The sequence below is a fragment of the Ectopseudomonas khazarica genome, from assembly GCF_004521985.1.
In the GTDB taxonomy this organism is placed as follows: Bacteria; Pseudomonadota; Gammaproteobacteria; order Pseudomonadales; family Pseudomonadaceae; genus Aquipseudomonas; species Aquipseudomonas khazarica.
In genome coordinates, this window is sequence record NZ_SBHZ01000004.1 from 339,288 (window position 1) to 353,962 (window position 14,675).

At 64.6% G+C, this 14,675-nt stretch carries 9 protein-coding genes; 1 reads left to right on the plus strand and 8 read right to left on the minus strand.

Going from position 1 to position 14,675, the window contains the following annotated elements; genetic code table 11:
• Window positions 1-67: 67 nt before the first annotated feature.
• The 8 genes from EPK82_RS07180 to pilG all read right to left on the minus strand — a co-directional run bounded on the left by EPK82_RS07180 (window position 68) and on the right by pilG (window position 13,367).
• Complete coding sequence (locus EPK82_RS07180) at window positions 68-538, minus strand: chemotaxis protein CheW (RefSeq protein WP_134676173.1); 471 nt, start codon at window positions 536-538, stop codon at window positions 68-70.
• Between the two features lie 30 nt (window positions 539-568).
• Window positions 569-1,588, minus strand: coding sequence for a chemotaxis protein CheB (locus EPK82_RS07185; RefSeq protein WP_037050131.1), 1,020 nt, complete (start codon window positions 1,586-1,588; stop codon window positions 569-571).
• The gene (locus EPK82_RS07190) at window positions 1,585-8,898 is read right to left on the minus strand and encodes an Hpt domain-containing protein (protein ID WP_134676174.1); all 7,314 of its coding nucleotides are present in this window, start codon (window positions 8,896-8,898) and stop codon (window positions 1,585-1,587) included. Before EPK82_RS07190 ends, EPK82_RS07185 begins: the two co-directional genes overlap by 4 nt.
• A gap of 25 nt (window positions 8,899-8,923) precedes the next feature.
• Entirely contained in the window at window positions 8,924-9,784 is an 861-nt protein-coding gene (locus EPK82_RS07195; RefSeq protein ID WP_037050283.1) for a protein-glutamate O-methyltransferase, read from the minus strand.
• A gap of 60 nt (window positions 9,785-9,844) precedes the next feature.
• On the minus strand, window positions 9,845-11,881 hold the full coding sequence (locus EPK82_RS07200) for a methyl-accepting chemotaxis protein (protein WP_037050137.1): 2,037 nt from the start codon (window positions 11,879-11,881) through the stop codon (window positions 9,845-9,847).
• A gap of 84 nt (window positions 11,882-11,965) precedes the next feature.
• On the minus strand, window positions 11,966-12,502 hold the full coding sequence (locus tag EPK82_RS07205) for a chemotaxis protein CheW (protein WP_037050140.1): 537 nt from the start codon (window positions 12,500-12,502) through the stop codon (window positions 11,966-11,968).
• Between the two features lie 44 nt (window positions 12,503-12,546).
• Window positions 12,547-12,912, minus strand: a complete 366-nt coding sequence (gene pilH / locus EPK82_RS07210) for a twitching motility response regulator PilH (RefSeq protein ID WP_004373130.1) — start codon at window positions 12,910-12,912, stop codon at window positions 12,547-12,549.
• A gap of 47 nt (window positions 12,913-12,959) precedes the next feature.
• Window positions 12,960-13,367: a twitching motility response regulator PilG gene (gene pilG, locus EPK82_RS07215; protein ID WP_003458788.1), complete on the minus strand. Its 408-nt coding sequence runs from the start codon at window positions 13,365-13,367 to the stop codon at window positions 12,960-12,962.
• A gap of 241 nt (window positions 13,368-13,608) precedes the next feature.
• Between pilG and gshB the strand changes: the two genes are divergently transcribed.
• On the plus strand, window positions 13,609-14,565 hold the full coding sequence (gene gshB, locus EPK82_RS07220; protein WP_037050142.1) for a glutathione synthase: 957 nt from the start codon (window positions 13,609-13,611) through the stop codon (window positions 14,563-14,565).
• The last annotated feature ends 110 nt before the right edge of the window (window positions 14,566-14,675 follow it).

Here is a 14,675-nt window from a genome sequence, read left to right on the forward strand (position 1 = left end):
GCATAAAAAAGCCCCGGCCATGTGCCGGGGCTTTTTCGTTGGGGCCTGCTGCGCCCTGCGGCGCGACTCAGATCAGGCCGGCATCGTCCAGCATCTGCTCCAGGGCCACCAGATCAGGAATCCGCACCACCTCATCGGCAATGCGTGCGGCGCCCAGCTCGAGCGGCGCCAGCTCGACATCGGCCGCAGACAGGTCGCTGCCGACCTTCAGCGAGCGGGGAATGCCCTGCACCAGCAAGGCGATGAACTTGACCTTGGGGCGACCGCCCAGTGCGTTGATCACCGCGACCCGTGCCCCGCTGGCGACCTGCGCCTGGCCACCACTGGCGGCCTCGAAGGAGAACAGCGGCAGGCTCAGGTCACGCCAGGCGATCTGGCCGAGAAACCACGCCGGCGCACCTTCGCTCACCTGGGGCGCGCGATAGGGAATCAGCTCGGCGACCGCCACGTTGGGCAGCAGCAGGGTGCGGTCGGCCAGCGGCACCAGCAACCCGGTGAGGTTGGCTGCACTGTTCTGGGTGGCGACGGCTTGACTCATGAAAACGTCCTATACGGGGGCAAACCCCGATCAACTGCAATGTTCGGCAAGGTGATTGACCAGGGCCACGGCCAGCTCGCGCGGGTCGGCGCTGAAGCTGCTGTAGCCACCTTCGCGCAGGCTGTCGGGCATGCTCGGGCAGGCGCAGCTGTCGCCGCGCTGGGTCCAGATCACCCCGCCCTGGCGTTTGACGTACGCGGCGGCGGCACTGCCGTCGCTGCCCATGCCACTGAAGACGATGACGCCACACTGGGCGCCGAACTGTTGCGCCAGATTGAGCATCATCTGGTCGATGGAGGGGCTGTAGGGCTCCGGCCAACCGCGCTCGGCGATCTGCATGGCGCCCTGATCGTCGAAACCCAACTCGCTGGCGATCGGCACCACCACCACTTCGCCACAGCGCACCGGGTCGCCCTGGCGTGCCGGATTGACGTGCCACTGGCTGTGCCGCCCGACGGCCTGCGGCAATGCCGCTTCGAAGCTGGCGTCGATGTGCTGGGCGTAGATGAAGCCGATGGGCAGGCCACCCGGCAGTGCATCGAGAAAGGCTTTCACCGCCGCCGGACCGCCCAGCGAGGCCGCCAGCAACCAGACCTGACGCGCCGGTTCGCCAGCCTTCAGCGGCGTATCGGCCAGCGCCTGCGGCAGCTCGAGGCGGGTCGGCCGCTGCGCTTCGTCCAGCAGGGCCTGCAGGCTGGGGCCAACGGCCTGGGCCGGGTCCCCGACCAGACGCTTGAGCTTGCCGAACAGGCTGCGCTCCCAGCGCGGATAGTTTTCGGACTGCCGTTCAGGGGCATGCCCCTCGCCGAACAACACCGGCGCGCTGGCGCGCTCCAGCAGGCTGTCGACCAGCGGCGAATCGTCCGACTGGGCCAGGTCCACCAGCCACAGGTCGGTCTCGCAAGCGGCCAGGGCATCCTCGTCGAGACGCGCCGGATCGCTGTTGAGCACCACCTGGTAACCACCACCTGCCAGCGCCTGCTGCAGCACATGGCGCTGCAGCGAGGTGTCGGCGATGACCGCAATGCGCGCGAGGGATTTCTCTGTCATGTCCGCTTGACCTGATGGCTATCCACCAACTGAGCGATGGTTTCGAGCAGCAAGGACTCCTGGTAGGGCTTGCCGAGGTACTGGTTGACGCCGATGGACATCGCCCGCTCACGGTGTTTTTCACCGGTACGCGAAGTGATCATGATGATCGGCAGGTCCTTCAGGCGTTCATCGTGGCGCACCAGGGTCGCCACCTCGAAGCCGTCCATGCGCGGCATCTCGATGTCCAGCAGCATGATGTCCGGCTTGTGTTCCTGCAGCTGGGCGATGGCATCCACCCCGTCCTTGGCAGTGACCACGTTCATGCCGTTACGCTCGAGCAGACGGCTGGTGACCTTGCGCACGGTGACCGAATCGTCCACCACCATGACCAGAGTCGGCCGGTCGACTTCGACCTCTTCGCTGATCGCCACCTGACGCGAAGCCAGACGCGGCAGCAGCTGATTCTGCAGGTGCGCGTGCAGTACGCGGATGGTCGCCAGCAGGTCGAGAATGACCACCACGCGCCCGTCACCGAGGATGGTCGCACCGGAGATGCCATGCACCCCGGCGAACTGCGGGCCGAGGCTCTTCACCACGATCTCGCGCGAACCGGCCAGGCTGTCGACCTGCACGGCCACGGCGTGCTCGCTGGAGCGCACCAGGATCACCGGCAGCGGCAGACTCTGGCCCACCAGCTTGGGCTGCTGGCCATTGTTCAGCAGGTCGCCGAGGTACTTCAGTTCGTAGGCCTGGCCGGCGTACTCGAAGCGCGGCGCATCCGGGGCGTAGTAGGCCTCCAGTTCGTAAGGCGAAACGCGCACGATACCTTCGATGGTGTTCAACGGAATGGCGTACAGGTCCTCGCCCGAGTACACCATCAGCGCGCGGTTGACCGACACGGTGAACGGCAGGCGGATGGTGAAGCGCGTGCCCTGACCCAGGGTCGAGTCGATGCTCATCGAGCCACCGAGCTGCTTGACCTCGGAGTGCACCACGTCCATGCCGACGCCGCGTCCGGAAATCTGCGTGACCTTCTCCGCCGTGGAGAAACCAGCCTCGAGGATGAACTGCAGGATCTCGTGATCGCTCAGGTCGCTATCGGCGTCCATCAGGCCACGTTCGATGGCCTTGCGGCGCACGGCTTCCAGACGGATACCACCGCCATCGTCATCCAGCGTGAGGACGATATCACCGCCCTCGCGCCCCAGATTCAGGCGGATGGTGCCGGCATCCGGCTTGCCTGCGGCGCGGCGTACATCAGCCACTTCGATCCCGTGGTCGACGGCGTTGCGCAGCATGTGCTCCAGCGGCGCGACGATACGTTCGAGCACGGTACGGTCCATTTCCCCCTCGGCGTTGCCGACGACGAACTCCACCTGCTTGCCGAGCTCGCCGGCCACCTGCCGGACGATGCGCCGCAGGCGCGGGACCAGGCGATCGAAGGGCACCATGCGCGTACGCATCAGGCCTTCCTGCAACTCGGTGTTGACCCGTGCCTGTTGCAGCAGCAGGGTCTCGGCGTCGCGGTTCTTCGCGGCCAGGGTTTCCTTCAGGTCGAGCAAGTCGGACGCGGACTCGAACAGCGCACGCGAGAGCTGCTGCAGCTGCGAGTGACGGTCCATTTCCAGCGGGTCGAAATCCTCGTAGCCGGCACGCTCGGCCTCGGCCTGGTAGCGGCTGAGAATCTGCGCCTGGGTCTCGGTGTCGAGACGACGCAGCTGGTCACGCACACGGTCGATGGTCGCTTCCATCTCGCTCAGGGTGAAGCTCACGTCGCTGACCTGCTGTTCGACGCGGCCGCGGAAGATCGAGGTCTCACCGGCCAGGTTGACCAGCCCTTCGAGCAACTCGGCAGGAACCTTGACCAGTTCCTGTGGCGCGCGGCGCGCGGCAGCCTCGGCAGCCGCCTCTTCGGCCCGGCGCACGAACGGCAGGACCTTGGGTGCCTGCAGCTGCGTCGGCGCGTCGCTGGCGGCGACGATCGGCGCACTGCTCTGCACCGGCAGCGTGGCAACCTCGACCGGTTCGACCGGCGCGGCAGCCGGCTCATCGGCCAGGCTGGCACTGAGGCGCTGGCGCAGCAGGTCGAGTTCCTGCTGCAGGCCTTCGAAACCGGACTGCACATCGAGGAACAGGCTTTCCGGCCACGGTGCGCCCTGCTGCAATGCCTCGCTCAGATGCTGTTCAAGGTCGTGGCTCATGTCGCCCAGGCGCTTCTGCCCGGCCAGGCGCGCACCGCCCTTGAGGGTGTGCAGGATGCGCAGCATCTCGTCGATCGGCGCGCTGTCCTCGCGCTGATCTTCCCAGCGCCCGATGGCTGTTTCCATCGCCTCGAGCAGGTCATCGCCCTCTTCGAGGAAGATGTCGAGAATGTCGCTGTCCGCCTCATCGGCGTCGTCGCTCTCGACTACGGCCTTGAGCTGAACGGCCGACGGCATGCTCAGTTGTTCGTCAGGGTTGGCGCGGAAGCGTTTGATCGTATCGATCAGGTCCTCACCCGAGGGCACCGCACGCTGGCCACGCACCGCTTCCAGCATCTCGGCCAGGCGGTCATGACAGGCCTGCAGCAGGGTGAAGAGTTCCGGGCTGGCACGCAGACGGCCGCCGCCAAGACCTTCGTAGAGGAATTCGAGCTCATGGGCCAGATCGCCAATTTCGCGGATCTCGGCCATGCGCGCACCACCCTTGAGGGTGTGCAGATCGCGCTGCAGGGCTTCCAGTTCCAGGCTGTTGTCGACATCGCCCATCCAGCGCTGCAGGGCTGCGCCCGCGCTTTCGATGATGTCGAAGCCTTCCTCGAGGAAGATCTCCACCAGCTCGGGATCGCGTTCCTCGTGCCAGCTGTCCACGACCTGCGCTGCAGGTGCAGGCGCAGGTTCCGGCTCGGGCTCGGGCTCGGGCTCGGGCTCGGGCTCGGGCTCGGCAGCAGTCTCGGCCAACGGCAGCAGCGGCTCGTCAGGCAGTTCCAGCTCCACTTCGTCGACGAGCGGCAGGTTGTCTTCGAGCGGTACGTCGATGACCTTGTCGACGACGACCTCGTCCTCGACCAGGGCCAGAGGCGGCGTGTCATCGTCAGCGAGATCGAATTCGAGCGGCTCGTCAGCCTCGCTGGCCGGTGGTTCGTCGAGCATCGGCGCCTCGACCTGGGCAGCGGCTGCCGACAGGCTCTGTGCTGGCCCGCCCTGGCGGAACTGACGGATCGCCTGGATCAGGTCATCACCGGAAACCAGCGGCTGGCGCGCCTGCAGCTGGTCGAGCATCTGCGCCAGGCGGTCGTGGCTCTGCTGCAGCAGGTTACCCAGCTCCGGCGAATGGTTGTAGCGGCGGTCGACCAGGCCTTCGTACAGGGACTCCAGCTCATGGCCCAGATCGCCTATCGGACGAATCGAGGCCATACGCGCACCACCCTTGAGGGTGTGCAGGTCACGCTGCAGCGACGACAGCGGCATGGTGTTGTCCGGCTCGCTCAGCCAGCGCTCCAGCGCCTGCCCCGCGCTTTCCAGAATGTCGACGGCTTCTTCGAGGAAGATCTCGACCATCTCCTCGTCGAGTTCGGCATCGGCCGGGCTGAAGCTCGCGTGCGCTTCAGGCACCGGCTCGGCCTCGACGGCCTCGAACGGCTCCTCGGTCAGCTGCGGCTCGGCGGGGGCATCGCTCGCGGCCGACTGTTCGGCCTGCTCGAGTTCGGCGGTGGCCTGGTCCAGTTCGACGACTTGCAGGCCTTCGACATCGGGCGACAGCAACGCCAGGGTGTTCGGGTCGATGGCCTCGGCCAGCAACTGACGCAGCGCCTCAACACGCTCGGGCTGAGGGCTGACCTGCAGCGCGGCGGCCACCTGGTCCATCATGCCGATCAGCGCTTCGTGGGCTTTCTCTGCCTCGTCGAAGAAACGCTCGCTGACGGCCAGACTGCCTTCCTCGACGGCGCCATAGAGGTCGAGCAAGGCTTCGCAGAGCTCGTCGATCTGCGGCAGTTCGGCCATTTCCGCGCCACGCCCCAGGGTCGTCAGCTCTTCCAGCAGCGCGGACAACTCCTGACGCTCGGAGGGGTGCTCGCGCCACTTGCGCAGCAGGTCCTCGGCATCCAGCAGGATGTCCATGCCTTCGGCGAGGAAGATGCTGATCAGCTGCGGATCACGGCTCTCGCCGCTTTCTCCGCTACGCTCGTCCTCGGCACTGGCGAGGCGATCCTGATGCAGTGCCTGGACCCGGGCAAGGAATGCCTCGGCACCGGGAATCGCTGCCAGTGGCTGGCTTTCCAGGTTGTCCAGGCCGATGCGGAACAGCCCCTCGGCACTGCTCAGCAGTTCCGCAGCGGCGAGGTCGACCTGAATCAGGTTGGTCTTGAATTCCTTGACCAGCTTCTCCAGCGGCGCGGCGATTTCCGCCACGGGGAGAATGCCGGCCATGTAGGCGCTGCCCTTGAGCGTGTGCAGGGCACGCTGCAGGTCGTCGGTTACCGGTTGCGGCAACTCCTGCGCACAATCGGCGAGGAAGCCGACCAGGGTATCCAGATGAGTCTCGGCCTCGTTGCGGAAGATCTCCAGCAGCTGAGGATCGAGGGGCTCGCCATCGAGGTCCTGATCCAGGGCGACCGGGGCCTGCTCGACGGCGGCGGTAGCTTCGGTTACGCCCACGGGCTCGGCTACCTGCGGAGCGGCCGGGGCGTCAGATTTTGGGGGCGTTTGCCCCTTGGCCAGGGCGTGCGCCGTGGCGGCCAGCAGGTCGACATCATCGCGCTGACGCTGGGCCTTGGCGGCGAACTCCTCGACCAGTGCCGGCATCAGGGCGACGACGTCGAGCACGACCTGCTGCACCGGTGCAGCGGGCTCGATGCTGCGATCCAGAACACGGTTGAGCAGGTTCTCGATGGACCAGGCCAGCTCCCCGATGACCAGCGCGCGCACCATGCGCCCGCTGCCCTTGAGGGTGTGGAAGGCGCGCCGCACTTCGATCAGCGCATCCTTGTTGTCGGTATCGGCCTGCCACTGCGGCAGGTACTCGGCGATGGTTTCCAGCACTTCACCGGCTTCTTCGATGAAGACTTCCAGCAGCTCCTCGTCCACCGGTTCTTCGTCGGCAGGCGGCGGCAGCAGGCTGGGCGGAACGTCGGCGGCAGGCGGGTTGATCGCCTGTACCGGTGCGGCCATCACGTCGGCCATCGACAGCGGCTTGTCCGCCTCCGCCTCGGCGGCTGGCGGCGCAACCTCGGGCGCGCTGGGCAGTTCGACTTCCGGCAGCTCCAGGTCCGCCAGTTCCAGCTCGTCCCACTGCGGCGTCTCGCTCAGTTGCTCGAGGCTCAGCTCTTCCAGCTCAGGTTCCGCCTCGATCTCGATCAGCGCGGCAGGGGCAAGCTCGTCGTCCTGCAGCGACGGCAGCTCATCGAGCTCCGCCAGCTCGAAGGTGAAGCCGTCAGCGGAATCAGCGGCGACCGGCAGCTCCGCGTCGCCCTCCAGCAATTCCAGATCGGCCGGTGCCTCGGCGGGCTGCTCGTCGATCTCGTCAACCTGGGGCGCGATCTCGGCCAGCGGCTCTTCCAGCAGTTCGTCCTCGGCGCCGAGCAGTTCGATTTCCTGCAGCGGGTCGGCCAGTGGCGCCAGGGTTTCTTCCTCCGGCTCGACACGGTCGAGAATCGAAGGCTTTTCCTTGAGCGGATAGCCCAGGGTCTCCAGGCTTTCCTCGGCAACGTCGAGGATCAGATCGCCCTGGGTGCCATGGTCTTCGGCCAGACGTTCGAGGTAGTACTCGACGCTGGTGATGGCGTCGGCCAGGGTATCCAGGCTCTGCCAGTTGGGCACGGCCTTGCGTGCCAGCAACTGCTCCTGAATGTAGCGGTTGCAGGCATTGAGCAGGTCGGCGGCGCGCTGCAGCGGAATCATCGCCAGGCCCCCACGGACCTGGGTCAGCAGCTCGGGCACGCGCGCCAGGTGTTCGTGGTTCCACTGCGAGGCAATGAACTCGATGATCGCGTCCTTGGCCTGCTCCAGGCCATTGCGCGCTTCCTTGATGACGAGCTGGTGAATCTGCCCGACATCGGTGGTCGGCAGGTGGCTCTGCTCGTTCTGGCTGTCATCGCCCGGGCCGACCATGCCGGCCAGCGTCGCTTCGACGTAGAGCAGCGCGCCAGCCACGTCCATCAGCACCGCGTCGTTCGGTTCGCGCTGGCCGAGGGACAGCGCATGGATCACGTCGATCTGGTCGAGAATGACCTTGCGCGGCTGGCCGAAGCCAAGCACCGCGAGGGTATCGGCGATCTGCTTCAGCGGTGCCAGCAGGGCATCCAGCTCGCCCGGACGACTGCGGTCGCTGCGCACGAACAGGTCGAGGCTGTCCTTGACCCGCACCAGTTCCTCGCACAGTGCCGCCACCACCGAGCGCATGGCATCGCGGTCGGGGCCAGCCAAGCGGGCACGCTCTTCGTCCACCACCTCGGTATCGGGCAGGGCATCGTCGAGGCGGTACTGCGCCTTCAGGCTGCGGATGCGCGGCGATTGCGCCGGCGCCTTGGCCACATAGAACAGCAGGTTCTTGGTCAGCTCGTCGGGAGCGGACTGGTTGATGCCGTCAGCACCTTCCTCGACCAGGCGCTTGAGCTCCTTGTCGACCTGGCGCAGCAGGGTGCGCACCGAGGTGCCGTTGACCACGCTGCCATTGGCCAGTCCTTCGATCAGGCCGGAGGCGATCTGCCACAGGCCGCCCAGCGGGGCGTCCTTGCACAGGTTCTCCAGACGGGCGAAGACCCGCGCCATGTAGCCGAGGTTGGTGGCCAGGTCCTGGTTGCGGATGACGCCGACCAGCGCCATCTGCAGCATCTGCCGCAGTTTGCGCAGCAGCACCGGCAGTTCGGCGGTACGCAGACGCGCCAGGCCACCCTCCGGCAGCGCCGGCAGGCGGACGGACATGTCCGGGGAGAACAGGCTGGTTTCCGACAGCAGCTTCTCGCCACGGGCGGCGCGCAGGTCGTTGAGCAGTGGCAGCACGACCATCGGCAGGTCGCGACGGGCAGTCTGGATGCGGTCGAGGTAGACCGGCAGCTGCAGGATGGCCTGCATCAGCACTTCCAGGGCCTCGCCCTGGTTGGCGACGCGGCCTTCCATCAGTGCCTTGGCCAGTTGCTCCATCTCTTCGGCGAGCAACGCAGCGCCGTAGAACTCGACCATCTGCAAGGTGCCGTGAACCTGGTGCACGTAGGTCAGGCAGAAGCGCATGCGCGTGGGGTCCTGCGGGTTCTCGACGAACGCCTCCAGGGCCTGCCGCGCCTGCTTCAGGGTTTCCCCGATCTCGCCTTTTACCCACTCCAGGGCGACATAATCATGCCGATCACCCATAGCCACTCCACTCATAAACTTGGCCTTATCCCTTGCGGGTAAACGCCAGAACTCGCTCGTCGGCCACCGGCACCAGGTGCGGGTGCTGCCAACCGGCTACTTCGCCCACACCTACGACCAGCAGGCCACCCGGCGCCAGGCTTTCAGCCAGGCGGTTGAGGATGTCGCGGCGACGCCAGCGGCGGAAATAGATCAGCAAGTTCTGACAAAAAATCACATCCATGCCGGACATTGGCGCCTTGGCCAGTTCCAGCACATTGAGCCTGGCGCAACACACGCGAGCTGCCAGGCTCGGTACTACCTTGAAACGTCCGTCTGCCTGCGCGAGAAAGTAGCGTTCACGCAGTTCATCACCCACCTGTTCCAGGCGCCGCGCCGAGTAACTGGCTTCACGCGCCCGGCTCAACGCACCCTGACTGATATCGGTACCGGTGACCGCGAAATGCTCCGGCAACTCACTGCCCTGCAAGGTCTCGGCGGCCTGGATGGCCAGCGAATAGGGCTCCTCACCACTGGAGCAACCCACGCTCCACAACTCCCAGGGCTTGCTCAGCCCGGCGGCCAGGCGCTCCTGCAGATACTGCGCGAGCACCTCGAACGACGGCTGATGGCGAAAGAAGCGGGTTTCCTGCACGGTCAGACGATCCAGCAGGGTCGACCACTCCACCGCGCCACGGGGGCCATCGGTGACCTGTCGGTAGTAACTGGCGTAGTCCGTGACGCCCAACTCGCGCATCCGCGCACTCAGGTTGGTCTGCAGAAAGGCACGTCGCTGTTCGCTGATCACCACACCGGTACGCGCTTCGAGCAGCGTCTGCCAGTCGTGGAAATCGGCTTGCGACATGTCGGTCACTGGGCGCAATGCCCATACGCCCGCTGACTGCATACCTTCGCCCTGGGTCATGGCTATGTCGCGGAGGCTGCAGCCAGCCTCCGCACTCCTTTATCAGGCGTCCGGGAGGGTGAAGCCAGACACCGACTTGCGCATCTCACTGGCCATCTTGGCCAGGTTACCAATGCTCTTCGCGGTGGCGGTGGTACCCGAGGACGTCTGCGAGGTGATTTCCTGAATCACGTTCATGGTGTTGGAGATGTGACCAGCCGACGAGGCCTGCTGACGGGCAGCGTTGGAGATGTTCTGGATGAGGGCCGCGAGGGTCTTCGATACCTTCTCGATCTCTTCCAGTGCCACACCGGCATCCTGCGCCAGGCGAGCACCGCGCACCACTTCGGAGGTCGTCTGCTCCATGGAGATAACGGCTTCGTTGGTGTCGGTCTGAATGGTTTTCACCAGCGCTTCGATCTGCTTGGTCGCCGCAGAGGAACGTTCTGCAAGGCGCTGTACCTCGTCCGCTACCACCGCGAAGCCTCGGCCTGCGTCACCGGCCATAGAGGCCTGGATCGCGGCGTTCAGTGCGAGGATGTTGGTCTGGTCGGCAATGTCGTTAATCAGGCTAACGATGTCACCGATCTCCTGGGACGATTCACCGAGGCGCTTGATCCGCTTCGAGGTGTCCTGGATCTGCTCACGGATGTTATCCATGCCGGTGATGGTGTTGTGTACGACCTCGTTACCCTTGTTGGCGATGGCTACCGAACGTTCCGCTACCGCGGACGATTCGCTGGCGTTCGCCGATACCTGGTCAATCGACACGGCCATTTCGTTGATCGCCGCAGAAGCACCGGCGATTTCCTGGGCCTGGTGCTCGGAAGCCTCGGCCAGGTGCATCGCCGTGGCCTGGGTTTCCTGGGCAGCACCGGCTACCTGAACGGCGGTCAGGTTGATGGTCGCTACCAGGTCGCGCAGCTGGTCGATGGAGTAGTTGATGGAGTCAGCGATGGCACCGGTGAAGTCCTCGGTTACCGTCGCGGCCACTGTCAGGTCACCGTCGGCGAGGTCGGCGATCTCATCGAGCAGTCGCAGAATCGCCGCCTGGTTACGCTCGTTCTTCTCGGCGGTTTCAGCGAGACGGCGGTTGGTCTCACGCACCATCACCAGACCGATGAGGATGATCGCAGCCAGCGCCAGAGCACCCAGCACATAGCCGAACAGGGTGTTCATGGCACGACCGTCGGCCAGGTCTTCGAAGCCGCCGGCCAGATCGGATGCCTTGTCCAGCAGGGTCTGGGAAACGGTGAAGATGGAGTTCGCCGATTCACGCACCTGGAACAGTTCCGGCGAGGTTTCGAGAATCTCGTCCACCGAACCGGATACGAATTCGAACAGCTCGGAAATTTCCGCCAGACGCTCGAGAGCCTCCTCGTCGGTCACCTGGGTGATTTCCATCGCCGCGTTGCCTTCCAGCATCGCAGCCAGTACGCGGCCGAACAGGCTGGCGTCGCGGCCGAACATGTCAGCGGCCTGTACCGAGTCTTCGTCACCCGCCAGTACCTTGTTCACCGAACCCAGGATACGTTCTGCCAGCAGCGACTGACGCTGGGCCACGGAAACCTGCGCGGCCGGCGCACCACTTTCCAGCAGGATGTCGACCACTTCCTCGTACTCGACCTGCAGCTGCGGAATGGTTTCCGCCAGGGTGGCGGCTACCTGGTGCAGCGACAGTACGGTCTGCTCACTGGCGAGAATGGCGTCGGTGTTCTGCCGCAGGCTGTCCCAGTCCTGCTGCACCGTGGCCATCTGCGGCTGTACGGCCTCGGGCGCCGGCGGCAGACCGCTGGCGGCGTCGCCGTCGGTCAGGTAGCCCCAGCGCTGCTGGAAGTCGTTGCGCGCATCGCGCAACAGGCCGAAGGCCTCGGCAGTACCTGCCGCCGCCTCCGTGGCGTTCTTGGCGATACGCTGGGAGAGTACGCGCAGCTCACCGGAGTGGCCGATGTACTCGGTATCGTAGTTGGATTGGGTGTTGATGTAGGCGAAGTTCGCGAACAACAGCACGATGGAGACGATGAGCACGACGAACAGCGCCGCGATCAGCGTGCTGCTGCGTGCTCCGACCAACAAATTGCCTGTATTGAGTTTTTTCATTATCTGGCCCCCGCCTGGACCGACCGCACTACGGTTCCCATGTAACGCCAAAGGGCCGGAAGAACCGACCCAACCGAATTTCTGTTAGTAGGCAACATCGAGAAACCCCTGATCGGCCGCCAACGCATGCGGGCTGAATACCAACCAGGGCTGTTCTCGCTGAAAGACTCCGTGAATGAACGGTGCAATGCTCGCCTCGAGAGGCGGCAGCTGTTCTGAAAACGCATCCACGGGAAAATGTTGCATGCCGAAAACTTCGTCGACCGTCAGGCCGGCGAAGATCTCCTGGTGGTCGACCACCAGCACGCGTCGCAGCTTGCGCAGCGGCGACAGTTCGCTGCCGAAGAACCCGCACAGGTCCATCACCGGCAACAGGCGGCCACGCACGTTGGCCACCCCTTTGACCCAGCCTTTCACACCCGGCAGCAGGGTGTAGCGTGGCTCGTGCAACACCTCACCCACCTCCCCCATCGGCGCGACGAAGAATCGCTCGCCCATGCGAAAGCCGATGCCGCTCCAGGTCTGCACCGCCGTCTGCTGCGACGGCAAGCCGGCCGCCAGGGCTCGGCAACGCTGGTCGATCTCGAGGAGAATCTGGAATGGAGTCTGCACGTCCGCCATGCCGGCCTTGGCCTTTTCTTATCTGCTTCGCGACCTGCCCGGCATCAGCCGGCCAGTACCGCATTGAGGGTTTTCAGCAAGGTTTCTTCGTCAACCGGCTTGGTCAGGTAGTCCTTGGCGCCTTGGCGCTTACCCCAGACCTTGTCGGTTTCCTGATCCTTGGTGGTGACGATGATCACCGGGATGTGGCTGGTTTCGGCGTCCTTGGTCAGCTGACGAGTCGCCTGGAAACCATTGAGCCCGGGCATGACGATGTCCATCAGCACCGCATCCGGTTTCTCCTGGCGAGCCAGGGCGACGCCATCGGCGCCGTTCTCCGCCTTCAACACCTGATGGCCATGCTTTTCCAGCATGGCCGTCAGCTTGTACATCTCGGTCGGTGAGTCATCAACAATCAGAATTCGAGCCATGGTGTTTCCCAATACAGAAGAGGCGTACGGCCCTGCAGGCCGACACGTCAGGAGGCTTGTTCTACCGGGGTGAAGTCCGGCACGTGGGCTTTGATCGCTCCGAGCAGCTCTTCTTTGCTGAAGGGCTTGGTCAGATATTGATCGGAACCGACGATCCGCCCCTTGGCCTTGTCGAACAGACCGTCCTTGGAGGACAGCATGATCACCGGGGTGGACTTGAAAGCACTGTTGTTCTTGATCAGGGCACAGGTCTGATACCCATCGAGACGCGGCATCATGATGTCGACAAAGATGATGCTCGGGTGAGTGTCGGCAATCTTGGCCAGGGCATCGAAGCCATCGACCGCGGTGATGACATCACAACCCACTTTTTTCAGCAGAGTTTCCGCGGTGCGACGAATCGTCTTCGAATCGTCGATCACCATCACTTTCAAACCCTCGGAATGCTGTTCCATGTTCGCCCTACCATCGCCTCGGTGAGTCGTTATATTCGCGTTATCAGTATGCCTGAGGCCCAGTCGCCGATTGGTCTTGCCCCAATCGTCGGGCCTTTTTAGCACACTCTCCACATGCAATCTATAAGGCCGCCAGGGCAGCACCGGCCCTTGACCAAGGCCCCGGCCGACGCCACCCTGACAGCCATTGTTCGGCACGGCCAACCCGGCCTTCACCCTTTATCTCGCGGAGATTTTCCCCATGAGCCTTCGTCTCGGGATCGTCATGGATCCGATTGCCAGCATCTCCTTCAAGAAGGACAGCTCGCTGGCCATGCTGCTGGCCGCTCAAGCACGCGGCTGGTCGCTGTTCTACATGGAACAGCAGGATCTCTACCAGGCCCAGGGCCAGGCCAGAGCCCGCTTGCGGCCGCTGGAAGTATTCAACGACCCGCAAAAGTGGTTCACCCTTGGTACGGAACAGGACATGCAGCTCGCCGAGCTGGACGTGATCCTGATGCGCAAGGACCCGCCCTTCGACAATGAATTCGTCTACTCCACCTATCTGCTCGAGCAGGCCGAACGTGACGGCGTACTGGTGGTGAATCGACCTCAGAGCCTGCGCGACTGCAACGAAAAATTCTTCGCTACCCTGTTTCCCCAATACACACCGCCGACCCTGGTCAGTCGGCGCCCCGACATTCTGCGCGAGTTTGCGATACAGCACCGTGACATCATTCTCAAACCCCTGGATGGCATGGGCGGATCGCAGATATTTCGCCATCGCGAGGGCGATCCCAACCTCTCGGTGATTCTGGAAACCCTCACTCAGCATGGCCAACAGCAGATCATGGCGCAAGGTTATCTGCCGGCCATCAAGGAAGGCGACAAGCGCATCCTGATGATCGACGGCGAACCGGTGCCCTACTGCCTGGCGCGCATCCCCGCCGCCGGCGAGACCCGCGGCAACCTCGCGGCCGGTGGCCGGGGCGAGGCACGCCCGCTGACCGAGCGTGACCGCGAGATCGCCGCGGCAGTGGGCCCGAGCCTGCGCGACAGGGGGCTGATCTTCGTCGGACTCGACGTGATCGGCGAACACCTGACGGAAATCAACGTCACCAGCCCCACCTGCATCCGCGAGATCGATGCGGCCTTCGACACCCGCATCGGCGATCGCCTGATGGACTGCATCGCGAGCAAACGCGGCCTAAAAGCTTGACGCAGGTGGCAGCCTGGCGCCTGCAACTTGCAGGCGCACACCCCGACCCGGCAGACTGCGCGACATTCGAAAGCAGACCCGAAACGCGATGAACGCAGCAGCCACCCCAC